The 21,633-nt window shown below is 69.7% G+C and carries 23 protein-coding genes; 10 read left to right on the top strand and 13 right to left on the bottom strand.

Features of this window, described 5'->3' with window-relative positions:
* Positions 1–3: 3 nt before the first annotated feature.
* The 4 genes from JOE46_RS21820 to JOE46_RS21805 form a co-directional block, all read right to left on the bottom strand.
* On the bottom strand, positions 4–1,125 hold the full coding sequence (locus JOE46_RS21820) for a glycoside hydrolase family 76 protein (protein ID WP_097210052.1): 1,122 nt from the start codon (positions 1,123–1,125) through the stop codon (positions 4–6).
* 34 nt (positions 1,126–1,159) lie between these two features.
* A complete protein-coding gene (locus tag JOE46_RS21815; RefSeq protein ID WP_097210051.1) occupies positions 1,160–1,822 on the bottom strand; it encodes an RNA methyltransferase in 663 nt (220 codons plus the stop codon).
* 17 nt (positions 1,823–1,839) lie between these two features.
* Complete coding sequence (locus tag JOE46_RS21810; protein WP_209928472.1) at positions 1,840–2,469, bottom strand: hypothetical protein; 630 nt, start codon at positions 2,467–2,469, stop codon at positions 1,840–1,842.
* Positions 2,470–2,567: 98 nt separating this feature from the next.
* Positions 2,568–3,356, bottom strand: a complete 789-nt coding sequence (locus JOE46_RS21805; protein WP_097210049.1) for an SDR family oxidoreductase — start codon at positions 3,354–3,356, stop codon at positions 2,568–2,570.
* A gap of 47 nt (positions 3,357–3,403) precedes the next feature.
* Here JOE46_RS21805 and JOE46_RS21800 point away from each other — a divergent pair, with 47 nt between their 5' ends.
* On the top strand, positions 3,404–3,850 hold the full coding sequence (locus tag JOE46_RS21800; protein WP_097210321.1) for a hypothetical protein: 447 nt from the start codon (positions 3,404–3,406) through the stop codon (positions 3,848–3,850).
* A gap of 27 nt (positions 3,851–3,877) precedes the next feature.
* On the opposite strand, the gene JOE46_RS21795 is transcribed toward JOE46_RS21800, so the two are convergent.
* On the bottom strand, positions 3,878–4,582 hold the full coding sequence (locus tag JOE46_RS21795) for a lysoplasmalogenase family protein (RefSeq protein WP_209928471.1): 705 nt from the start codon (positions 4,580–4,582) through the stop codon (positions 3,878–3,880).
* Positions 4,583–4,836: 254 nt separating this feature from the next.
* On the opposite strand from JOE46_RS21795, the gene JOE46_RS21790 reads away from it, so the two are divergent.
* From JOE46_RS21790 to JOE46_RS21775, 4 genes are all read left to right on the top strand, one after another.
* Positions 4,837–5,724 (top strand): triacylglycerol lipase, encoded by an 888-nt coding sequence (locus JOE46_RS21790; RefSeq protein WP_179800429.1) that lies wholly within the window; start codon positions 4,837–4,839, stop codon positions 5,722–5,724.
* A gap of 76 nt (positions 5,725–5,800) precedes the next feature.
* Positions 5,801–6,400 (top strand): phosphoribosylanthranilate isomerase, encoded by a 600-nt coding sequence (locus JOE46_RS21785; RefSeq protein ID WP_209928470.1) that lies wholly within the window; start codon positions 5,801–5,803, stop codon positions 6,398–6,400.
* A 97-nt stretch (positions 6,401–6,497) separates the two neighbouring features.
* Entirely contained in the window at positions 6,498–7,115 is a 618-nt protein-coding gene (locus JOE46_RS21780; RefSeq protein ID WP_209928469.1) for an FHA domain-containing protein, read from the top strand.
* 160 nt (positions 7,116–7,275) lie between these two features.
* The gene (locus JOE46_RS21775) at positions 7,276–7,788 is read left to right on the top strand and encodes a hypothetical protein (RefSeq protein WP_209928467.1); all 513 of its coding nucleotides are present in this window, start codon (positions 7,276–7,278) and stop codon (positions 7,786–7,788) included.
* Positions 7,789–7,867: 79 nt separating this feature from the next.
* Here JOE46_RS21775 and galK read toward each other — a convergent pair whose 3' ends face one another.
* Positions 7,868–9,052, bottom strand: coding sequence for a galactokinase (gene galK / locus JOE46_RS21770; RefSeq protein ID WP_209928465.1), 1,185 nt, complete (start codon positions 9,050–9,052; stop codon positions 7,868–7,870).
* Positions 9,049–10,167 (bottom strand): galactose-1-phosphate uridylyltransferase, encoded by a 1,119-nt coding sequence (gene galT, locus JOE46_RS21765; protein WP_209928463.1) that lies wholly within the window; start codon positions 10,165–10,167, stop codon positions 9,049–9,051. The genes galK and galT overlap by 4 nt, the downstream gene beginning before the upstream one ends.
* A 122-nt stretch (positions 10,168–10,289) precedes the next feature.
* Here galT and JOE46_RS21760 point away from each other — a divergent pair, with 122 nt between their 5' ends.
* The 3 genes from JOE46_RS21760 (at position 10,290) to JOE46_RS21750 (ending at position 12,930) form a co-directional block, all read left to right on the top strand.
* Positions 10,290–10,742 carry a MarR family winged helix-turn-helix transcriptional regulator gene (locus JOE46_RS21760; protein WP_097210041.1) on the top strand — a complete coding sequence of 151 codons (453 nt, stop codon included), beginning with the start codon at positions 10,290–10,292 and terminating at the stop codon, positions 10,740–10,742.
* Positions 10,743–10,770: 28 nt separating this feature from the next.
* A complete protein-coding gene (locus JOE46_RS21755) occupies positions 10,771–12,024 on the top strand; it encodes an MFS transporter (protein ID WP_209928462.1) in 1,254 nt (417 codons plus the stop codon).
* Between the two features lie 84 nt (positions 12,025–12,108).
* Entirely contained in the window at positions 12,109–12,930 is an 822-nt protein-coding gene (locus tag JOE46_RS21750; RefSeq protein WP_209928461.1) for a DUF5602 domain-containing protein, read from the top strand.
* A 9-nt stretch (positions 12,931–12,939) separates the two neighbouring features.
* On the opposite strand, the gene pyrE is transcribed toward JOE46_RS21750, so the two are convergent.
* From pyrE to JOE46_RS21725, 5 genes are all read right to left on the bottom strand, one after another.
* Entirely contained in the window at positions 12,940–13,470 is a 531-nt protein-coding gene (gene pyrE / locus JOE46_RS21745; RefSeq protein ID WP_072752564.1) for an orotate phosphoribosyltransferase, read from the bottom strand.
* 47 nt (positions 13,471–13,517) lie between these two features.
* Complete coding sequence (locus tag JOE46_RS21740) at positions 13,518–14,138, bottom strand: LemA family protein (RefSeq protein ID WP_209928460.1); 621 nt, start codon at positions 14,136–14,138, stop codon at positions 13,518–13,520.
* Positions 14,139–14,286: 148 nt separating this feature from the next.
* A complete protein-coding gene (locus JOE46_RS21735; protein ID WP_373560220.1) occupies positions 14,287–15,084 on the bottom strand; it encodes a hypothetical protein in 798 nt (265 codons plus the stop codon).
* A gap of 88 nt (positions 15,085–15,172) precedes the next feature.
* Complete coding sequence (locus tag JOE46_RS21730; protein ID WP_209928459.1) at positions 15,173–16,237, bottom strand: DUF5666 domain-containing protein; 1,065 nt, start codon at positions 16,235–16,237, stop codon at positions 15,173–15,175.
* A gap of 110 nt (positions 16,238–16,347) precedes the next feature.
* A complete protein-coding gene (locus JOE46_RS21725) occupies positions 16,348–17,085 on the bottom strand; it encodes a FadR/GntR family transcriptional regulator (protein ID WP_245221139.1) in 738 nt (245 codons plus the stop codon).
* A 306-nt stretch (positions 17,086–17,391) separates the two neighbouring features.
* On the opposite strand from JOE46_RS21725, the gene JOE46_RS21720 reads away from it, so the two are divergent.
* Both JOE46_RS21720 and JOE46_RS21715 read left to right on the top strand, forming a co-directional pair.
* A complete protein-coding gene (locus tag JOE46_RS21720; protein ID WP_097210035.1) occupies positions 17,392–18,063 on the top strand; it encodes an MspA family porin in 672 nt (223 codons plus the stop codon).
* Between the two features lie 98 nt (positions 18,064–18,161).
* Positions 18,162–18,839 carry an MspA family porin gene (locus tag JOE46_RS21715; protein WP_097210034.1) on the top strand — a complete coding sequence of 226 codons (678 nt, stop codon included), beginning with the start codon at positions 18,162–18,164 and terminating at the stop codon, positions 18,837–18,839.
* A gap of 194 nt (positions 18,840–19,033) precedes the next feature.
* Here JOE46_RS21715 and clpB read toward each other — a convergent pair whose 3' ends face one another.
* Positions 19,034–21,586 carry an ATP-dependent chaperone ClpB gene (gene clpB / locus JOE46_RS21710; protein ID WP_077040447.1) on the bottom strand — a complete coding sequence of 851 codons (2,553 nt, stop codon included), beginning with the start codon at positions 21,584–21,586 and terminating at the stop codon, positions 19,034–19,036.
* Positions 21,587–21,633: the final 47 nt, after the last annotated feature.

The raw sequence follows: 21,633 nt of genomic DNA, 5'->3' as shown, positions 1-21,633 counted from the left end.
GACCTAGATCGCTCCCGACGCCACGTACGCGGCCTCCATCAGCATCCAGCCGCCGAGCTGCACCGAGAAATCCCGCTCGGCGATGTCGGACGACCGCACGGTGCCGCCGGTGAAGGTGGCGATCCCGTCGCCGAGACCGGGCAGGTGAGCCGGGGCCGTCCAGTCGCGCCCGAAGAGCGGCAGTCCCTCGACCTGGAGGCGGTTCTCCCACGCGACCTCCGCGGAGTCCAGCACGATCTGCGCCGCGGTCCGGCGCGCTCGCACATCGGCCGCGCGATCGCCCGGTAGCTCGGCGGCGACCAGCGCCAGGTAGCGCGCGAGGATCCCGTTGAAAAGGCCGCCGTCCCCTCCCCCGCCGCCGACGATCAGGCCGTCCTCGGTGAGCCGCTTGTCGATGGCCTCGACCAGCGCGTGCACCCGGTGCCGGTGCCGGGGCGCGCCGAGCCGCACCGCGAGCTCGACCTCGGTGCCGAGCGCCACGCCCTGGCAGTAGCTGTAGATCTCGCGGTCGAGCTCCCCAGGGGAATCCGCGTCGTCGGTCCGGATGCCGTCGAACATCAGGCCCGTGAACGGGTCCCGGAGCTTCTCGTCCATCCAGTCCGCGATGGCCTGCGCCCGCCACAGCCGTCCGGTCCGGGCCAGCATGATCGCCGCGGGACCGTTGGCCGGGGTGTTGTAGAAATTGGACCTCTTGCACCACGGGATGCCGCCGCCCTGGTCAGGGGCCCACGCATCGAAGAGCTGGGATTCCAGGTCCTGGATGGCGTTCCGATAGTCGAGGTGGTGCAGTCGCTGCGCACGCTCGAGTGCGATCCCGAGCCAGGCCATGTCGTCGTAGTAGTTGTTCGTCCATCCGCCGATGTTTCGGACCCGATGTGCCCGAGCAATTTTCGTTATGCGACGGCGACGCTTGGGGGTTGGATCGCGCAACGCCGCATCCACGACGCAGTCGAGGAGGTGCGCCTGCCACCAGTAGTGCCAGCTGAAGAAGAGCCGTTCGCGCCGCACCGGCGGCCAGGCCACCACGCCGAGGGCGGTGCCGGGCAGGGCCCACAACCGGCGCACGTGCCGGGAGACCATCGCTTCCTCGGCGGCGTCGGCTCGCTCGGCCCACTGATGCTGCATAACAAACGATCTTGCCTATATATGTGACGAATCGCTACCAGGCACGCCCCAGGTCGGCGTGCTGGCGAATCCACGCGTGCATCGCGATACCCGCGGCGACCCCCGCGTTGATGCTCCGGGTGGATCCGAACTGGGCGATCGAGACGGTCATCTCCGCCGACCGTTTCGCGTGGTCGGTGACGCCGGGGCCCTCCTGTCCGAACAGCAGGATGCACTCGCGCGGCAGGCTCGCGGTCTCCAGCGGCACCGAGCCCGGCGTATTGTCCACCGCCACCACGGCCAGGTCGCTGCGGGCCGCGTATTCGAACAGCGTCTCCACATCGGGGTGGTGGACGATGTGCTGGTACCGGTCGGTCACCATGGCCCCCCGGCGATTCCAGCGACGCCTGCCGACGATGTGCACCGAGGCCGCGGCGAAGGCGTTGGCCGTGCGGACCACGGTGCCGATGTTCGAGTCGTGCCCGAAGTTCTCGATCGCGACGTGGAACGGATGCCGCCTGCTGTCGATGTCCGCGACGATCGCCTCGCGGGTCCAGTACCGGTACGCGTCCACCACATTGCGCCGGTCACCCAGCGCGAGCAGCTCCGGGTCGTAACGGGGGTCGGTCGGCAGCGGGCCGTCCCGCTCCGTGTCCCATGGCCCCACCCCGTTGGGATGCTCTCCCCACTCGGTCGGGCCGGATTCGTCGTCGGTCATTGCCGTGTCCGCATCTGTCAGAACGTGTCGTTGGAGTCGGTCGCGATCCGGAACCCGTGCCCGGTGTCGTCCTTGACGCAGGTCACGCCCTTCGCCTCGGATTTGCAGGTGAACCCGAACGAGCTCACCTTGTCCCCCACCGGGAGCACGGAGTCAGCGGCCGAGACGCCGGAGGTGTAGACGGGACCACCCGAGCACAGGAACTCACCCGGTCCGTTGCCCGTCACCCTGATCCCGTTGCCCCAGTTCACCATGCAGTTCTCCGGCCGGGCCGGAATCGGGGTGGTGGCGCCCTGGCAGCCGGCCTCGGTCCGGGTGGGCAGCGAGATGATGCCGCACTCGAAGCCACCCACCGGCGAGCTGAAGTAGACCGCCTCGTTGCGCGCGTACTCGACCGCGGTGGTCGAGGGCGGCGCGCTGGTGGTGGTGGTGGTGGTGGTGGTGGTGGTGGTCGTCGTCGTCGTGGGCGGTGCGGTGGTGGTGGTCGTCGGCGCGAGGGTGGTGGTGGGCGCGGAGGCGGTGGTGGTGGGCACCGCGATACTGGACGGCGGCGCCTGACCGGCCTCGGAGGTGCCGCAGGCGGCCGCTCCGAACACCGCCGCGACCCCGAACACCGCTGCTACAACCCGACCTGAACGCACACGCACACCCTTCCTCGACAGTCGCCACAGAACTCTAGTGGCCGACGCGCCGAGGTCCACGCGGGCAAGGGATCGGGTACCGGGCTCCCCGGCCGGGCGACCCGCTAGCTGTGGCTGATCCGCCGGTTGATCTCCCTGGTCAGCCAGGCCGGGGAGAACCGCGACGCCATCATCATCGCGCCAGCCTGACGACCCACCGGGTAGTGCACCTTCGCCAGCATCCGGTGCGAGCGCCTGGTCGCCTTGACGACGACCTTCGCGACGTCGGTCGCGGTCAGCTTGATGCCGAGCGAGTCGGCGGTGCGCATGTCCAGGTTCCCGGTCATCGCGGTGTTCACGAACAGCGGCCAGACGGCGAGCACCCGAATGCGGTGCCGCCGCCACTCCAGTTCCAGCGCCTCCGTGAGGCCCCGGATGGCGAACTTGGTTGCGCTGTAGGTGGCGAGTTCGGGCTGGCCGTAGATCGCCGAGGCCGAACACAGGTTGACCAGCTGCGAACCGGGCGTCGCCTGCAGGTAGGGGAAGGCGGCCCGGCTGCCGAGCACGACGCCGCCGACGTTGATGTCGACCATCCGCCGATGCTCGGTCAGCGACATCTCCTCGAACCGGCCAGAGGAGAGCACCCCCGCGTTGTTCACCAGGATGTCGAGGCGGTGCGAGGCGACCTCCGCGAACTCGGCGAGCCGCGCATCCCACTGATCGGGGTCGGTGACGTCCAGCACCCCGGTCGAGATCTCGCCGCCACCCGCGCGGATCTCCCGCGCCAGGTCCGCGAGACCGGTCTCGTCGATGTCGAAGGCACCGACGAGGTATCCGGCCCTCGCGAACTCCAACGCGGTCGCCCTGCCGATCCCGGCCGCCGCACCGGTGATGACCACTGTCTGCTTCGCCATGTCGGCCAGGGTAGGCGGTGCGCCTACCCTGGGGGGTGGAGGATCCGATGTTTCACGAGCGCATCGTCCGCACGGTGCTGACCATCACCGTCGGCTACCTGATCGTCCTGGCGATCTGGCTGGGCTGGCTCGTCCAGCACACGCCGCCGGGCACCGTGCCGTACCAGATCGGCGGGCTCCTGGCCGCGTACGGTTCGGCGCTCGGGCTCGGGATGATGTGGGCCGACCGGCCGACCCGGGCGGACCGGAAGCTGGAGCGGCGAGGGCTGGAGGGCTGGGCGAAGATCGAGAGCACGCAGCGGCTCGCCGAGACCGCCGATCACGGACAACTCACCGAGCTGCGGCTCGCGCTCACCGTCCCGGGCGAGGAGTCGTATTCGGGCCGGGTGGTCTACGAGGTGCCCGCGTCGATGCGTGAGCGATTCGTGCCAGGCAGGACGGTGCCGATCCGGGTCGACCCCCACAACCGGGACCGGATCGTGCTCTGCCCCTGATCGGTTCGGGGGTTCGGCGGCCGGGTCCTAGCTGGTGCGGTTCTTCCGCCCGAGCGCGAGCATGCCCTCGACCAGGAGGAACTGCGCGGCCGCGTAGCTCGCCAGGACCACGCCCTCGGCGGCCCGGCGGCCCGACTCCGAGCGCACGAACAGTCGCCGCACCACGATCAGGCCATCCGAGCCGGTGAACAGCAGCCCGCCGAGCCCGAGCCAGCTCCGCCGGTCCGCGTTGGGCAGCGCCATACCCGCGGTGGTGGTGGCGCCGGGGGCCAGCGCCGGGTCGGCCGAGAGCATGGACGTGGTGGCCAGCGCCGCGCCGTACGCGGTGAGCGGGGTGGAGACCGTGCGAGCCCTGGCCCGCAGCAGCCCGGCCGCACCGAGCCAGCCCAGCTTCCGCGGGACAAGGGCGGGCAGGGTGGGGCGGGCCCCGCGTCGCAGCAACAGCGTCGTGTAGCTGGCCTGCATCACGGCGAACGACGACGCGCCGCGCACCAACCGGGCATCGTTGTCGGGGTCGATCATGAAGACGTCGCCGACGGTCGCGGCGGCGAGACCGCCGACGAGCAGCGCGGTGTCGGCGGCGTCGGTGTCGGCGCGCTTGCGCAGTACCCGGACCGCGAGGGACGGCGCGATCAGCGGCTTGGCGATCTGCTGCAGCCGTTCGTTCCCGATGACCGCGCCGAGCACGGTGGCTCCGGTCGCGCCGAGGAACACCGCATGCTCGAGCCGCATCTCTACCTCTTTCGGTGACGGTTGACGTGTGGCTCGAGCGTATCGGGTGCTCGAGCGGGGCCGGAGCGCCGGCGGCACCCGGGTGACATCGGGCCGGCGCACGAGCCCGCCCGGCACCGGCGATTCGCCTTGACGGTGATCGCGGGGTCTGTTGCCATGTGATCGAAGGCCTTGATCGCGATCGGATTTCGCCGGTCGGATCGGCTCACAGGGGGGGCGTTCCACATATGGCGATCAAGCATGGTGCCCGATCGATGTCGATGCGGCTGGGGATCCTCGGCGTGGCGCTCGCGGGGGTGCTCGCGATATCGGCGGCGCCTGCCACCGCCGCGCCCGACACGGGCTCGGCGGCTCCGGCGCCCCCGTCGGGAACGGTGATCGAGCCTGCGATCGATTGCCGTCCCAGCAGCGTCCGGCCCCGTCCGGTGCTTGTTCTGCCCGGAGCGGACGGCACCACCTCCGAGACGGCGTCCCAGTGGGAGGTCGTCGTCTCGGCGCTGCGGCAACAGGGCGCCTGCACCCTGGTGTTCCAGGGCGGGGTCGTCGACGGCCGACGTTGGGCGGGAGACATGGCCGCCTCCGCCGGCCAGCTGGCGCAGTTCGTCGAGAAGGTCAAGGACACCACCGGGGCACCCCAGGTCGACATCGTCGCCCACTCTGCGGGCTCCGTCGCCGCGAACTACTACGTCAAGGTGCTCGGCGGCGCGCCGGATGTGCACGACATGGTGCTGCTCGCGCCGGAGGCCCGCGGCTGCGACGGCGCAGGCTTCCTGGCCCAGTACGGAATCAAGGACTTGCCGGTCACCCCGGTGCAGGTGCTGGAGGCGCTGCCCTTCCTCGCACCGGCGCTGGCAACGCTGATTCCCGGGATGGCCTCGGCGCTCCAACTGACGCCGGTATCCGACATCTATCGGACTCTCATGGACGGGCCCATCGCCCAACCCGGCGTCGGCTACGCCGTGATGGCGACGAAGAACGATCAGGTCGCGACGCCGCCCGGCACGTGTTCCTTCATCACCGAGCCCGGCGTCACCAACGTCTTCTTCGAAGACGCCTTTCCCGGCGGCCCCGCCGTGGACCACTCGAGCCTTCGATCGAACCCGAACACGGCGAGCTGGATCGTGGATCAGCTCTATCGGTGACGCCGAGCGATGACCGAGTTCCCTCGGCCTGCCCCTATCCTCTAGCGGACGAGCACACGGAGGATCGGCGATCTCAATGACATTCATCAAGATGTGTGGCCTGCGTGACGAGGTCACGGTGGACCGCGCCGTGCAGCTCGGCGTCGACGCCGTTGGCTTCGTCTTCGCGCGGAGCCCACGCCAGGTGACCCCGGAGGTGGCCGCGCAGCTCAGGCAGCGTGTGCCCGAGGGCGTCCTCGCGATCGGGGTGTTCACCGGGATCGGGATCGCCGATATCGTCTCCGCAGCGAGGACCGCGGGAATCGACGTCGTGCAGGTGCACGATCTGCGCTCGGCCGACGAGGTCGCGGCCCTGCACGACGCCGGACTCCGCGTCGTCCGGGCGCTGAACACAGGGAGTTCGGGCGATCCGGCGACCGGTTTCGACGAGGACCTCCTGCTCGTCGACGGTGCCGTCGCCGGGGCGGGCGTCGCCTGGGACTGGCAGGACCGGTCCCTGCTGCCGAGCGGTCGGTGGATCCTCGCCGGCGGGCTCGACCCCGACAACGTCGCGCACGCGCTGGACGCCAGCGGAGCCTGGGGCGTCGACGTCTCCAGCGGTATCGAGTCGAGCCGCGGCGTCAAGGATCCGGAACTGATGGCTGCCTTCGTGACCGCGGTGCGTGGCCGCGGTTAGCGGCCACTGCTCCTGCCGACCTGCGGCCGATCGGAACTAGACTGGACGGTCAGGGGCATGTGTGTCAGTGCCCACCGAGGCGCGCATTGGGGTGGCCGTGAGCCAACTGGATGGGCCCCGTCTCAGCTATACCGACGACGACGGGATTCATCGCGAACTCGCATTGGTCGAGGACTCGCCCCGGGTCACCGTGGGGCGATCTCCGAAGGCCGATATCGCGTTTGCGTCGGACCACGACGTCGCGCTCCTGCACGCTGCGATCGAGTGGACAGGCACCCACTGGACCATCGTCGACGAGGGGCTCTCCCACACCTGCACGTTCGTCAACGGCGAGCGACTGAGCGGGCGCAGGCGCCTGCAGTCGGGCGACGGCATCGGGATCGGATCCTCGATGCTGACCTTCCACGACACACCTGCGGGTGGTGACCCTGCCCGGATCGCCGACGCCGTGCCCACCCGCGCCGCATTGACGCCCGCCCAGCAGGCGATCGTGGTCGAACTCTGCCGGCCCTTCAAGGGCAACGCCGCGGCCTGCAAGCCTGCCTCCAACCAGCAGATCGCGGAGCGGCTGTTTGTCAGTGTCGAGACGGTGAAGACCCATCTGCGGACGCTGTTCTCGAAGTTCGGCGTGGAGGATCTGCCGCAGAATCGGAAGCGGGCACAGCTCGCCGAACGCGCTCTGCAGAGCGGCGTCGTCACCGACCGTGATCTCTGAGAACCCGCCCCGCGAGGGGACTGCCCGATCGTCGCGCACAGACTGTGCGGTTGGTTTCGGGGCCGTGGTCTGTGGGAACATGTCCTCGGCCGACCCGCTGGCGCTTCGACGCCGGGGTCGCGGCCGGGGGAATGACACATCACACAACGGGGGATTCACAATGAGTATTCGTAGCTTTGCCGTGCGCGCGATCGTCGCGGGCACCGTCGCCGCGGCCGCCGTGGTCGGCCTGACCGGTCCGGCCTCGGCCGCGCCCGCACCGGCACCCATCCTGCACACGTTCTTCACCGGACCACTGCTTCCCGTGCTCGGGCAGAACGCGTTCTGCAACGGCGTCATCGACACCCTCGTCGAGACCGATCCCACTCGTCCGGGGCTCGCCACGGTGGTGCTCACCTCGCGCGGCATGCATGGGGTCGGCCCGGAGTGGGCAGCCAATCCGGTCTGCCGCATCAAGGCAGACATCGTGTGGGGCCTCGGCGTGCTGGCGGGCCAGGCCAAGACCGTCGAACTCAACTTCGGCGAGCGCCCCGGCGAGTCGGTCCGGACCGAGATCAACCCCGGTCCCGGCGTGACCGGACTGACCATCCAGGCCACCTTCATCAATCCCTACGTCAACGAGCTCCGGCCGCAGTACTCGCTGCCGGTCGGGGCGTACGCGATCATTCCCTGATCCGCGGCACCCACTGAACACCCACTGAGCGGGGGTTCGGCGGTCAGGTTTCACGCGAAACCGGCCACCGAGCCCCCGTTCAGCACGTGAGGGAAACGCGACGGGCAGGACCGGCGCAGGCCCGCAGCTCCAGGAAGCGCGGTTCGGTGAGCCCGCGGGACCGCGCGCCAGCCAGCACCTCGGCTGCCACGCGCTCCGCCGCACCGGCATCGATCAACGCGATGGCCGACCCGCCGAAGCCCCCGCCGGTCATCCGGGAGCCGAGCGCGCCCGCCGCGAGCGCCGAGTCCACCGCGCAGTCCAGCTCCGGGCAGGACACCTCGTAGTCGTCGCGCAACGAAACGTGCGACGCGGTCAGCAAGGGGCCGAGCTCGCGGTAGCGACCGGAATCCATGAGGGACAACACCTCCCGTACCCGGCCGATCTCCGAGACGACGTGCCGCGCACGGCTCCGCAACACCGGATCGGTCAGCGCCGACACGTCGGTCACCTCACGCAGCGAGGCGCCGAGCGCGGCGGCCGCCTCCTCCACCGAGGCCCGGCGCTGCGCGTACTGGCCGTCGACCAACCGGTGCGGGGCGCGGGTGTCGATCACCAGCAGCGCCAGCCCCTCCCCCACCAGCTCGAACGGCACCGGGGTGACGCCGCCGTCCCGCGAATCGACGAGCAACGCGTGACCGTCCTCGGCGCGCAGCGAGACCGCCTGGTCCATGCCGCCGGTGGGGGCCAGCGCGATGTCGTTCTCCGCCCGCACGCAGCACGCCGCCAGCGCGGCGCGGCCCGCGTCGTCGGTCGGCCCCCCGGACAGGTCCGCCAGGGCGAGCGCCAGCGCGCACTCGAGTGCGGCCGAGCTGGAGAGGCCCGCACCGATCGGCACCGAGGACTCGACCGCCACGTCCGCGCCGCCGAAATCGCTGTCCAGCAGCCCGTCTCGCCGCATCGCCCACACCACACCCGCGAGGTACGCCGCCCAGTCCGCCGGGTTGCCCGGCGCGATCTCGTCGACCCGTCCGGTCCAGGCACCCAGGCCGGACCGGCACCGCAGCATCCCGTCGCGCCGGCGCCCGACCGCGACCACGGTGCTGTGCGGCAACGCGATCGGCAGCGACAGGCCCTGGGCGTAGTCGACGTGCTCGCCGATGAGGTTCACCCGCCCCGGCGCGGCCCACACGCCCTCCGGGTCGGTGCCGAACTGGCCCCGGAACCGATCGACGACGGACGCGGCCAACGCCGAATCCGACGCGGACTCCACCCATTCGCTCACGGCGCGATCTCCCGAAAGCGCGCCGCGATCCGCTCCGGGGTGGTGTCGCTGACCCAGGCTCCCATCCCCGACTCGGAACCCGCGAGGAACTTCATCCGGTGCGGGGACCGCATCAACGAGAACAGCTGCAGGTGCAGCCTGCCCAGCGCGCGCTGCTCCCCGACCGGCGCCTGATGCCATCCCGCGATGTACGGAAGCCGTTCCACCCCTTCGAAGAACCGATCCAGGCGGCCCAGGATGTCGAGGTAGACGTGCGCCAGCTCGTCCAGCTCGACCGCCTCCAACGCGGCCAGATCGGGGACGTCCCGGTGCGGCGCGAGGTGCAGCTCCACCGGCCACCGCGCGGCAGCGGGCACGTAGGCCGTCCAGTGCTCGCCCTCGAGCACGACCCGGCTGCCCGCGCGCCGCTCCGCCTCCAGCACGTCGCGCAGCAGCGATCGCCCGGTCCGCGCCAGATGCCGCTCGGACTGCCGCAGCAGCGCACCGGTGTTCGCGGGCAGCATCGGGTACGCGTAGATCTGGCCGTGCGGGTGCGCCAACGTCACGCCGATCTCCTCGCCCCGGTTCTCGAAGCAGTAGACCTGCTCGATGCCCGGCAACGCCGACAGCTCCCTGGTCCGGTCGGCCAGCGCGCCGAGCACCGTGCGCACCCGGCCCACCGGCAGCTCCGCGAAGCTGCGGCCGTGGTCGCTGGTGAAGCAGACGACCTCGCAACGGCCGGCTGCGGCCCGCTGCGGCCAGAGGGACTCGCTGTCGACGTGGTCGGTCGGCGGCGCCACCGCGCCGGTCGCAAGGGACGGAAACCTGTTCTCGAAGACGGCGACGTCGTAGTCGTCGGCGGGGATCTCCGTCGGCGTGCGGCCGGGGCCGCTCGGACACAGCGGACACGCGTCGGCCGCGGGCAGGAAGGTCCGATCCATCCGGTGCGCGGCCATCGTCACCCACTCGCCGGAGAGCACGTCGTAACGCATGGTCGACTCCACCCGGATCGGCGACAGGTCACGGGTGTCGTGCAGTTGCCGGGTCGCCGCCCCGCTCACGTACGGCTCGGAGTCGTCGAAGTAGATCAGCTCTCGGCCGTCGGCGAGCGCCGTCGCCGTCCTCCGGATCGTCATCGGATCTCGTCCCCGCCCTTCACCCGTGTTCGCCGCCGCACAGATTGTGCCCCACGCGCCTCACCGGCCTGTTCGACCACAGGGTTCACATACATAGTTTGCCTATGCAATAATATGCACCCATGGCATCCGAACACCCGGCGGAGCGCCACCTGCGCGAGGTCCTCGCGGAGCTGGTGACCAACACGTCGAGATTCACCCGACTCGCCTCCTCGATCGCGACCGACGACCGGCCACGAGCCTGGATGCGGGCGCTCTCACACCTCGACGAGTACGGCGAGCTCCGCATCAGCGAGTTCGCCCGGATCGATCGCTGCTCACAGCCGACGGCCACCGCCCTGCTCAAGCAGATCACCGATGCCGGCCTGGCCCGCAGACACCGCGACCCCGCGGACTCGCGGGCGGTGGTGGTCGAGATGACCGAGGCCGGACGCCGATGGCTCGGCGAGGCCCGCGCCGAGATCGGCACCGCACTCGCCGCCCACCTCGGCGACCTCGAACCCGAACAGATCGAACGACTCTCGCAGAGCCTGGCCGACCTTCGGGCCGCGATCAAGGCGTCTACGCAGCGATGAGAGAACCAGCGACACAGAGGAAGAGCCCGTGACAGTCACCGACACGGCCACAAGCGCCGGCACCGAGAGCAAGAGCATCCTGCAGCAACCGAAGGCGGTCTGGGCGGTCGCGTTCGCGAGCGTCATCGCCTTCATGGGCATCGGCCTTGTGGACCCGATCCTCAAACCGATCGGCGAGCAACTCGACGCGACCCCCTCGCAGGTGTCGCTGCTGTTCACCTCGTACATGCTCGTGACCGGTGTCGCCATGCTGATCACCGGCGTGGTGTCGAGCCGGATCGGCCCGAAGAAGACGCTGCTCTTGGGCCTGGCGATCATCGTGGTGTTCGCCGCGCTGGCCGGGATGTCGGGCACCGTCGGACAGATCGTCGGATTCCGCGCCGGCTGGGGACTGGGCAACGCGTTGTTCATCGCGACCGCGCTGGCGACGATCGTGGGCGCGGCCAGCGGCGGCGTCGCGAAGGCGATCATCCTGTACGAGGCCGCGCTCGGCATCGGCATCGCGGTGGGGCCGTTGGTCGGCGGCGTCCTCGGCAGCGTCAGCTGGCGCGCCCCCTTCTTCGGCGTCGCCGCGCTGATGGCCATCGCCTTCATCCTGATCGTGGTGATGCTGCCCGCCACCCCCGCACCGAAGTCGGGCCGGACGTCACTGTCCGCCCCGTTCCTCGCGCTGCGGCACCGGGGCCTGCTCACCGTCGCGATCACCTCGCTGCTGTACAACTACGGCTTCTTCACCCTGCTCGCGTACACCCCGTTCCCGCTCGACATGGGCACCTACGCAATCGGTTTCATCTTCTTCGGCTGGGGCCTGATGCTCGCGATCTCGTCGGTGTTCCTGGCGCCGCGGTTGCAGCGGGCGTTCGGCACGCTGCCGATGATGATGCTCGCCCTCGCCCTGTTCGCGGTCGACCTCGCGGTGATGGCGCTGTTCACCGAGAACAAGACCGTCCTGATCGTCTGCGTGATCCTGGCAGGCCTGTTCCTCGGTGTGAACAACACCCTGATCACCGAGACCGTGATGATCTCCGCGCCGGTCGAGCGCTCCACCGCGTCCGCCGCGTACAGCTTCGTCAGGTTCGTCGGCGGCGCCGCCGCGCCGTGGGTGGCGGGCAAGCTCGGCGAGAGCAACGTGCACCTGCCGTTCTGGGTCGGCGCGCTCTGCACGGCCGCCGCCATCGTGGTGCTGTCCACCGGGCGCAGGGTGCTCGCCCACGTCGACGACCACGACCCGGCCCCGCACAGCGTCGACGAGGCCGCGGCCATCACCGCCGGTTCGGACTAGGCGACGCCGAAAGGGGCCGCCACCCCGGGGCATCGGCACTAACATCGACGGGTACGCGAATCACCACGGAAGCCGAGGTGCACGATGCGTCCACGGAGCCGGTTCCTGTCCGCCGGACTGATCGTCGCGTGTGCGACGCTGACCATGGCCGGGGGTACCCACGCGCCGGTGGACCGGCCCGCCGCCGTCGGAGCAGGCGTGTTCGACGGACCGACGGTTCGGGTCGGCGATGGCACCGCCCACAGCTTCGTCACCCTCGACGCCGCGGGCAATCCGACCGAAGTGGGCATGCGGCTGTCCGAGGGTGCGATGGACGGCCTGCCCGCGACCCACGCCGACGTGGCGACCTTCGAACTCGACCTGCCCGACGAGGCCGCGGCGACGGTCTTCGACCACACCACCCTCGACTGGAACGACCACGGTCACGGCCCGAGCGGCATGTTCGACAAGCCGCATTTCGACACGCACTTCTACATGGCCGACAAGGCCGAGGTCGCCGAGATCGATCCGGCGAGTCCGGATTTCGAGGCGAAGGGCTTGCGGCTACCGGACCCGCGCTACCTCCCGCCGGACTACTTCCCGATGCTCGGGCCGAAGCTCGTGCCGCAGGCGTCGCCCGCGATGGGGGTGCACTGGTTCGATGTCGCCGACGGGGTGATCCCGGGCCCCTACCAGTTCACGCTGGCATTCCTCAACGGAACCTGGGACGGCGACTACACCTTCATGGAACCGATGGTGACCCGCGAGTGGCTGCTGACCAAGCCGAACACCGTGCGGAGCATCAAGCAGCCGCAGGCCTATCAGCGCAGCGGCTACTACCCCACCACCGTCGCCGTCACGTTCGACGACACCGCGGACGAGTACGTCATCACGATGGGCGGCATGGTGCTGCGCCAGGCGTCGTGAGGAGGCGCGCTAGAGGCCCAGGTCCTCGAGGCCGAGCAGCGATCGGTACTCCACGCCCTCCGCGGCGATGACGGCGTCGGCTCCGGTCGCGCGGTCCACCACGGTCGCCACGCCGACGACGATCGCGCCTGCCTCGCGCAGCGCGCGCACGGCGGTGAGCGGCGAGTTACCGGTCGTGGTGGTGTCCTCGACGACCAGCACCCGCTTCCCCACCACGTCGGGGCCCTCGATCTGGCGCTGCATGCCGTGCGCCTTGGCCGCCTTGCGCACCACGAAGGCGTCGATCGGCCTGCCCTCGGCGTGCATGACGGCCATGGCCACCGGATCCGCGCCCATGGTCAGGCCCCCGACTGAATCGAAGTCCCAGTCCGCGACGAGCTCGCGCAGCAGCTTCCCGATCAGCGGTGCGGCACGGTGGTGCAGCGTCGCGCGACGCAGGTCCACGTAATAGTCGGCTTCCTTGCCCGAGGACAGGGTCACCTTCCCGTGCACCACAGCCAGCTCGCGTACGAGCCCTGCGAGCTCCGCCTTCTCCGTCATTCGACCGCTCCTCTTCGCGTCCAGTTTTCGACGCCTAGCGTAGTCGGCTAGAGCAGGGCGCCGGGAACGCCCGCATCCCGGCCCGAAGGGGCGACCGTGTCGTCATGGAGGGGCGCAGGCGAAACAACCTCGTCATGGAGGCGAGCCAGCGGCGGGACGTCGTGCAGGGCGTGCGCCTCCGCGGCCACGTCGGGGCCGACCGGCAACTCGACGACCGTCGCCTCGAACAGCGGCATCTGCTGCCCGCCCACCAGCCGCGCGACAAACCCGGCGGGAACCGAGCGCACCAGCCGGTTCACCGCGGTGGCACTGTCGTTGTAGACCCGGGCCGCTCCGATGATCCGCTGCTCGGTCACCTTGAGCTCGAGGGCGGGGCGCTGAATCGCCCAGTCGTGCTTGACATTCGGGTTGCACTCCACCTCGAACATCAGCCGGTGCAACGCGACCGACAGCGCGTTCTCGGAACCGGCCTGCTCGCCGAGGCTCATGCCCTGCTCGCGCAGCGCCACGGCCAGCGACCGAGCACCGACCAAGGGGGCCAGGATCTCGGACGGCATCGCCGCGGCCCGGGCAGCGGCGATCAGCTCAGGCGCCTGATCGCACCGTCGTTTCAGTTCCACATCGAGTAGGCCCCGGCTCGCGGTGAGGTTTCCCTCGAATCGACGCAAGCGTCGAACCACGGACACCACCCACGTCACAAGAAGAACAACAGCAACGACCGCCACAACCGTCACAAGAGTCACAGGCGTGCAATCTACTCACACCCCGGGGCGCGCGCACACCGGGTCCACCCACCGGCCGTACGCCGGGCCTGATTCAGCCGCGCGGGTCCTGGTCGACGTCACCCTCGTGCGGGTACGGACGTCCCGGATCGTGATTTACATTGCGCGCCATCGGGACAACGTTCGGCGGCGCGTAGTCGTCCACGTCCGGCGCCGAGTACGGCGAGCGCTCCCAGTCAGGCAGCTCGCGGGGGGCGGGGGCGGCGACCGGCGGAGCCTCCGGCTCGGAGTCGAGAACGGGGGGCAGCACGTGCAGGATGCCGGAGAGCCGGGCCACCGCGTCGATCGCGGCGTCCCACTCCCGGCCGTTGCTGGTGACCGGCATCGAACCGAGCGTCCACTCCCCCTCGCTCCACAGCATCTGCACATGCGGCGGAACCGACTCCGTGAAGTGCACCATGCGCTGATCGCAGACCCGTCGGGCGATCTCCAGATCGGTGGCGAACACCACCCGCGGCCCGATCGAGCCGAGCAGGTTCATGTCCGCATCCTTCGGCGGCGGCGTCGACCGCAGCCGGAGATCGATGTCGACGTCGGACCCGACGGTGCGCTGGACCGCGACGATCGTCGTCGTCTCCTCGACGTCGAACAGCACGAAGTTCTCACCGCGCCGGATGCCGTGCACCACGTCGACCGCCCCGAGGTACTCCTGCTTGGCCAGCGCGGCCCGGTGCCAACGCGACGGCAGGTGCTCATCCGACTCGTTGTAGGTGTAGCCCTGCGCCTTCGCCCAGATCTGCCGGACGCGACCGAACTGGTCACGCCTGCTGCGATCGATGGACAGGAGCACGATCGCGCCCACGAGCGCGATCGCTGAGAGTCCGAACCAGATAAGCGTCATCGCCAGTCACAATATCGACTGAACGGTCCCCGCGCGGCACTCGGCTCGCACGGGGACCGAAATCATCTGCCGAATGCCGTCAGTTCCCGAAGTTCCCGAGGTCCGGGAGCGTGGTGTTCACGATCACCTTGGCGAGGACGGACCCGTCATCGCCCTTCTCACCCTGGACCACCACGGTGTCGCCGGGCTTGAGGTCGCCGACCTTCGCGCCGCTGAGCGAGATGATCTTGGTGGACCCGTTGGTGACGACCGTGACCGCGGAGCCGCCGATTCCGTCGAGGATCAGCGTGGATCCGTCATTGGAGGTGATCGTCCCCACGGCCGCGCCTGCCGCGCCGATCGCCTCGCCGACACCGCCCGGGATCTGCGACAGGTCCGGGGCGCTGGTGGCGGGAGGTAGGGAGGTCCGCGGCGGTGCGGTGCTGGCCCGGGGCAGGGTGCTCGTCACCGGGGCCGACGCGCTGCTCGGGGAGTCCTTGCCGCCGCCACCGATCAGCATGACGCCGAGGCCGACGACAGCCAGGAGCAGCAGCCCCGCCACGACAAGGGCGACCGCCAGCACGCCCTTGCCGGGCCCCTTCTTCTGGTCACCGTCGAGGTACGGGTCCGCGCCGGTCGGCGGTGGCGTCGGCGGCTGATTCGGGTCGTACCCCTGATACGTCGGGTACGCCTGCGTCGCATTCGGCGGCTGATTCGGGTCGTACCCCTGATACGTCGGGTACGCCTGCGTCGCATTCGGCGGCTGATTCGGGTCGTACCCCTGATACGTCGGGTACGCCTGCGTCGCATTCGGCGGCTGATTCGGGTCGTACCCCTGGTACGTCGGGTACGCCTGCGTCGCATTCGGCGGCTGGTTCGGGTCGTACCCCTGGTACGTCGGGTACGCCTGCGTCGCATTCGGCGGGACCTGACCGTAGGCCTGGTGCGGGTCCGTGGTGTATTCCGGCGTCACCGGCCCGGCCGATCGGTCGAACTGCTGCGTCGGCTGATCGGCGCCGCGGGCCCAGACCTCGGTCGGTTGGTCCGGAGCCGCGCCCTCGGCCGCCGGAGCCCACTCCGCGGCGGGGTCGGGGCCGGCGTCGAACGGCTCGGTACCGTCGCCGGTTCGCTCCTGCGGTGTGCGCGGATCGTCCGTGTTGTTCATGTCTCGGGCCTGCTCTCTGCGCGGGCGATCGTGGGTCCCGCCGCTGGTCAATTCAGTCCGACCCGTCAGGATAGAGGCGGAACCTGAGACCGCGCTGAAGACGACGGTGGTTACCGCATCACATTCCAGGCGATCGGCCTTGACAGCTCGCCGGGGAAGTTGTCCCGCAGGTAGGCCGTCCACTGCGCGGCGTGCGCCCGCATCGCCGCTTCGGCCGCGTCAGGGTCGCCCTCGGCGATGGCCGTGAGGATCGCGACATCGTCCGCGAGCACCCTCGACCGCAACCGCTCCGAATAGGCGACCCCGACCCCGGCGCCGACGAAGACCCCGTCCATGGCGTCGACCAGATAGCCGTACAGCGCGTTCCCCGACGCCCACGCGATGGTGTTGTGGAATCGGCGGTTCGCCGCGAGGAACACATCGAGATCGTCGAGGTGCTCCTCCATCGCACGAACCGACTCGGTGAGGACCCGACGATGCTCCTCGGTTCGGTGCTCGGCCGCCATCCGCGCCATCAACGGCTCGAGGCCGACGCGCGCCTCCACGATCGTGCCGAAGGGCGACTCCTCGAACTGCAGCAACAGACCGAGGCCGGTCATCAGATGGGAGCCGTCGGGCTTCTGCACCGTCGGGCCCCCGCCCGGTCCGGGCTTGATCGAGAGCGCACCGGACAGCTCGAGATATCGCAGCGACTCGCGGAGCGTGCCCCTGCCGACCTGATACTGCTCGAGCATCACCCGCTCCGGCGGCAACCGGTCACCGGGCCGCAGACCCTCTCGCTCGATGTCCGCAATGATCCGCCTGGCGATGATCATCGCCGTCTTCTGCGGACGATCCGCCCTGTCCATCACCATCGCTCCGCCCCCTGCACAACCAGCACTTCCGTACAACCCCCAGACGCCGAATCCTACAGATGATTCGCAGGATTTGGGGTCAATCTGGACACCTGTCCTGCACTGTACGAGTCTCGCCCAGCCTGACCGCATGGTGTGAGATGAGTCTCATTTCTGCCTCGGTGTGGTCCATTGCATTCAATCGAATGATGCGGATAGTTTCTTGGGCGCAGCGTTCGGAAGCATGGCTCACGATCTGACCAGCCCTCCGGTCCCGTGCACCGCTTCCGACCACCACTGACCACCTCTAGAGGGGAACGAATGAGCGAGATCCGCAAGTCAGGCCTGCGCCGTGGCGCCCGTATGGCAGGCGCAGGCGCCGCCGCGGCACTGGCGATCGGCCTGATGTCGACGGGTGCGGCGCACGCCGACACCTTCGTGCCGCTGCCCGACGGGCAGAAGGCCGGACCGGGAGCGGTCGTCTCCCGCACCGGCGAGAGCGCCCTGATCTCTCCGTCGCTGGCCGCCAACGGCGCCGGCCGCACCGCCTGGGTCTCGGGCACCGTCACCGCGGACGTCACCGGCATCACCAAGGAAGGCGAGGTGGGGCCGTTCAACGGTGCCACCAACGACAAGGGCACCAACAACTCCTCGACGCACGGCGTCTCGCGGATCAGCACCGGCTACATCGTCGGGTGCCAGGTCGACATCACCGGCCTCGGCGGCTCCATCGGCGCAGGCATCGACCTCTCGGGACCGTCGGTCTCGGGTTCACTGACCGTCCCGGTCTCCGCCGGCCAGGTCAAGTTCGTCGGTGTCGCGGGCAAGGACATCAAGAAGAACGGCAAGTACGCCGTCCAGTACCAGGACACCCAGCTCGAGATCCAGAACTGCGGCGGCTTCGCCCAGGCCCGCTCCTACACCGTGGTCGAGATCGTCGGAAACGACTACTCCAAGACCACCCTGTACGGCCAGCCTTTCAGCATCGGATAGCGGCTGCGCCGCCCGTGCGCGTGTTGCACCCCGACTGGGGTACGACACGCGCACAGTCCACGCCTGAACTCGATACCTGAACCCTCAGAGGGGAATTCATGAACGTCAACACCACCGGCCTGCGTCGCGGGCTCAAGATCGCGAGCGCCGGCAGCGTCGCCGCCATCGCCCTCGGCTTCTTCTCCGCGGGCGCGGCGAACGCCGACACCTTTGTCCCGCTTCCCGACGGCTCGATCACCGAGACCCTCGTCGACGGCACCGTCGTCACGGTCAGCCGCACCGGCGAGACCGCCAACATCTCCCCATCGATGGGATCGACCCCGCTGCACCGCAACGTGTGGGTCTCTGGCTCCACCAAGGTGGAACTGTCCGGCGCAGGCGCCGAGGGCGGGCGGATCGAGCCCGGCTACGTGGTGGCCTGCCAGCTGACCCTCGGCGGCAAGGGCGGCGCCGACACCGGAATGTCCTCGAACTGGGACGGCGAGAGCGTCAAGCAGACCGCCAAGAGCGCGGGCAACCTGTCCATCGCCCCCGGCCAGGCCAAGAACGTCAAACTCCTCGACCTGGAGAAGGCCGACGACTTCGGCGGCGAGCTGCACACCGGCGCCAACACCTTCAAGGGCAAGAGCGGCAGCGTCACCTGGGCCGACTCCACCATCGGCGTCGAGGGCTGCGCCGGCTACGCCCAGGCCCGCTCCTACGTGAAGGTCACCGTCAGCACTGCCAGCGTGACCAGCAACGTCACCCTCTGGGGCCAGCCCTTCAGCATCGGCTGATCCCACCCCCAACGCACCCGGTCCACTCGGCCGCGCCCCTCACGCGACCGAGCCCGGGTGGCGCCGAGCTCGACGGCGCCGCGGCTCCTGGCCTGCCCCCCGGTCCATGAGTCGCGGCACCCCGACCCGGCCACAACGCGACTGTGCGCGAGGTTCCTCTTCGAACCTCGCGCACAGTCGTGTGTGTCACACCTCTATCCCAGGACGAGCGAATCGCCGTCGACCGAGACGTTCACCGGCACAGTGTCGCCGTCGTGAATCTCCCCGGCCAGCAACAGCTTCGCGAGCTGGTCGCCGATCGCCTGCTGGATCAACCGGCGCAGCGGCCGCGCCCCGTACAGCGGGTCGTATCCGCGGTGCGCCAACCATTCCTTCGCGGGCCCCGACACCTCCAGGCTCAACCTGCGGGCCGCGAGCCGCTTCGCCAGCTGCCCGAGCTGGATGTCGACGATCGACTCCAGCTGCTGCTCCGAGAGCGGATCGAAGATCACCACGTCGTCGAGCCGGTTGATGAATTCCGGCTTGAACGCGTGCCGCACGGCATCCATCACCTGCTCCCTGGTGCCACCGGCGCCCAGGTTCGAGGTGAGGATCAGAATGGTGTTGCGGAAGTCGACCGTCCGACCCTGACCATCCGTCAGGCGCCCCTCGTCGAGAACCGCCAGGAGGATGTCGAACACGTCCGGGTGCGCCTTCTCGACCTCGTCGAACAGCACCACCGTGTACGGCCGCCTTCGGACCGCCTCGGTGAGCTGACCGCCCTGGTCGTAGCCGACGTACCCCGGAGGAGCACCGACCAGCCGCGCCACCGAGTGCTTCTCGCTGTACTCGGACATGTCGATCCGGACCATCGCCCGCTCGTCGTCGAACAGGAAGTCCGCCAACGCCTTCGCCAGCTCGGTCTTGCCGACGCCGGTCGGGCCGAGGAACAGGAACGAGCCGGTAGGCCGGTTCGGGTCGGCGACCCCGGCCCGCGCGCGACGGACGGCATCGGACACCGCGATCACCGCTTCGTCCTGTCCGACCACCCGCTTGCCCAGCTCCGACTCCATCCGGAGCAGCTTGGCTGTCTCGCCCTCCATCATCCGGCCCGCCGGGATACCGGTCCACGCGGACACGACATCGGCGACGTCGTCGGGCCCGACCTCCTCCTTGAGCATCACGTCACCGTCGCTGGCGCCGCCGGACGCCTCGACCGCGGCCTCGAGCTTGCGCTCCAGTTCCGGGATCCGGCCGTACCGCAGCTCGGCCGCCTTGCCCAGGTCGCCGTCCCTCTCGGCCCTATCCGACTCGCCGCGGAGCGCTTCGAGCTGTTCCTTGATCTCGCGGACGGAATCGATGGCCTGCTTCTCGTTCTGCCACCTGGTGCTCAGCTGACCCAGCTTCTCGCGGTCGTCGGCGAGTTCCTGACGCAGCTTGACCAGCCGCGCCTTGGACGCCTCGTCGGTCTCCTTCTCGAGCGCCATCTCCTCGATCTCGAGCCGCCGCACCGTGCGCTCGACCTCGTCGATCTCGACGGGCCTGGAGTCGATCTCCATGCGCAGCCGTGACGCCGCCTCGTCTACCAGGTCGATCGCCTTGTCCGGCAGGAACCGGGAGGTGATGTAGCGGTCCGAGAGTGTCGCGGCCGCAACGAGAGCCGAGTCGGTGATACGCACGCCGTGGTGCACCTCGTAGCGCTCCTTGAGGCCGCGCAGGATGCCGACGGTGTCCTCCACCGACGGCTCCCCGACCAGCACCTGCTGGAAGCGGCGCTCCAGGGCGGCGTCCTTCTCGATGTACTTGCGGTACTCCTCGAGGGTCGTGGCGCCGACCATCCGCAGCTCACCGCGGGCGAGCATCGGCTTGATCATGTTGCCTGCGTCCATGGCGGACTCGCCGGTCGCACCCGCGCCGACGATCGTGTGCAGCTCGTCGATGAAGGTGATCACCTGACCAGCCGAGTTCTTGATGTCGTCGAGGACGGCCTTGAGCCGCTCCTCGAACTCGCCGCGGAACTTGGCGCCCGCGACCATCGAACCGAGGTCGAGGGAGACGACGGTCTTGCCGCGCAACGACTCCGGGACGTCGCCCGCCACGATGCGCTGGGCGAGGCCCTCGACGATCGCGGTCTTGCCGACGCCCGGCTCGCCGATGAGCACCGGGTTGTTCTTGGTGCGGCGGCTGAGAACCTGTACGACGCGTCGGATCTCGGTGTCCCGGCCGATCACCGGGTCGAGCTTGCCTGCGCGCGCGGCCTCGGTGAGGTCGGTGCTGTACTTCTCCAGCGCCTGATAGGTGCCCTCGGGGTCGGGGCTGGTCACGCGCGCGCTACCACGCACGGCGGTGAAGGCCTCGCGCAGCGCCTGCGGGGTGGCCCCGTGGCCGACAAGGAGTTTCGCGACGTCGGAGTCCCCGGAGGCCAACCCGACCAGGACGTGCTCGGTGGAGACGTACTCGTCGTCGAGCTCGGTGGCCAGGTGCTGGGCGGCGGTGAGCGCGGCGAGCGCCTCGCGGCCGAGCTGAGGCGTGGTGGTCGCGCCGGTCGTCTGTGGCAACCGGTCCACCATCGCCTGGGCCTCGCGGTGCACGGCGGTCGGGTCGACGCCCACCGCCTTGAGCAGCGGGGCGGCGATGCCGTCGGTCTGGTCGAGCAGCGCGGCGAGCAGGTGCGCCGGACGGATGTCCGGGTTGCCCGCGGCGGAAGCAGACTGCAAAGCGGCGGTCAGTGCCGCCTGAGTCTTGGTGGTCGGAGAAAACGAGTCCACTGGTCACCCCTTCGGAAGACGTCGGTCGTTGCCGTCGAGCCTATGCA

It is taken from the genome of Rhodococcus sp. PvR099, assembly GCF_017833315.1.
In the GTDB taxonomy this organism is placed as follows: Bacteria; Actinomycetota; Actinomycetes; order Mycobacteriales; family Mycobacteriaceae; genus Rhodococcus_G; species Rhodococcus_G oryzae.
This window is presented reverse-complemented; position numbering and strand designations above follow the sequence as displayed.

Bases quoted from the DNA above. Each gene is read 5' to 3' on its own strand.
- JOE46_RS21820 (WP_097210052.1), bottom strand. From the start codon at position 1,125: ATGCAGCATCAGTGGGCCGAGCGAGCCGACGCCGCCGAGGAAGCGATG.
- JOE46_RS21815 (WP_097210051.1), bottom strand. From the start codon at position 1,822: ATGACCGACGACGAATCCGGCCCGACCGAGTGGGGAGAGCATCCCAAC.
- JOE46_RS21805 (WP_097210049.1), bottom strand. From the start codon at position 3,356: ATGGCGAAGCAGACAGTGGTCATCACCGGTGCGGCGGCCGGGATCGGC.
- JOE46_RS21800 (WP_097210321.1), top strand. From the start codon at position 3,404: ATGTTTCACGAGCGCATCGTCCGCACGGTGCTGACCATCACCGTCGGC.
- JOE46_RS21795 (WP_209928471.1), bottom strand. From the start codon at position 4,582: ATGCGGCTCGAGCATGCGGTGTTCCTCGGCGCGACCGGAGCCACCGTG.
- JOE46_RS21790 (WP_179800429.1), top strand. From the start codon at position 4,837: ATGTCGATGCGGCTGGGGATCCTCGGCGTGGCGCTCGCGGGGGTGCTC.
- JOE46_RS21785 (WP_209928470.1), top strand. From the start codon at position 5,801: ATGACATTCATCAAGATGTGTGGCCTGCGTGACGAGGTCACGGTGGAC.
- JOE46_RS21775 (WP_209928467.1), top strand. From the start codon at position 7,276: ATGAGTATTCGTAGCTTTGCCGTGCGCGCGATCGTCGCGGGCACCGTC.
- galT (WP_209928463.1), bottom strand. From the start codon at position 10,167: ATGACGATCCGGAGGACGGCGACGGCGCTCGCCGACGGCCGAGAGCTG.
- JOE46_RS21760 (WP_097210041.1), top strand. From the start codon at position 10,290: ATGGCATCCGAACACCCGGCGGAGCGCCACCTGCGCGAGGTCCTCGCG.
- JOE46_RS21750 (WP_209928461.1), top strand. From the start codon at position 12,109: ATGCGTCCACGGAGCCGGTTCCTGTCCGCCGGACTGATCGTCGCGTGT.
- pyrE (WP_072752564.1), bottom strand. From the start codon at position 13,470: ATGACGGAGAAGGCGGAGCTCGCAGGGCTCGTACGCGAGCTGGCTGTG.
- JOE46_RS21730 (WP_209928459.1), bottom strand. From the start codon at position 16,237: ATGAACAACACGGACGATCCGCGCACACCGCAGGAGCGAACCGGCGAC.
- JOE46_RS21725 (WP_245221139.1), bottom strand. From the start codon at position 17,085: ATGGACAGGGCGGATCGTCCGCAGAAGACGGCGATGATCATCGCCAGG.
- JOE46_RS21720 (WP_097210035.1), top strand. From the start codon at position 17,392: ATGAGCGAGATCCGCAAGTCAGGCCTGCGCCGTGGCGCCCGTATGGCA.
- JOE46_RS21715 (WP_097210034.1), top strand. From the start codon at position 18,162: ATGAACGTCAACACCACCGGCCTGCGTCGCGGGCTCAAGATCGCGAGC.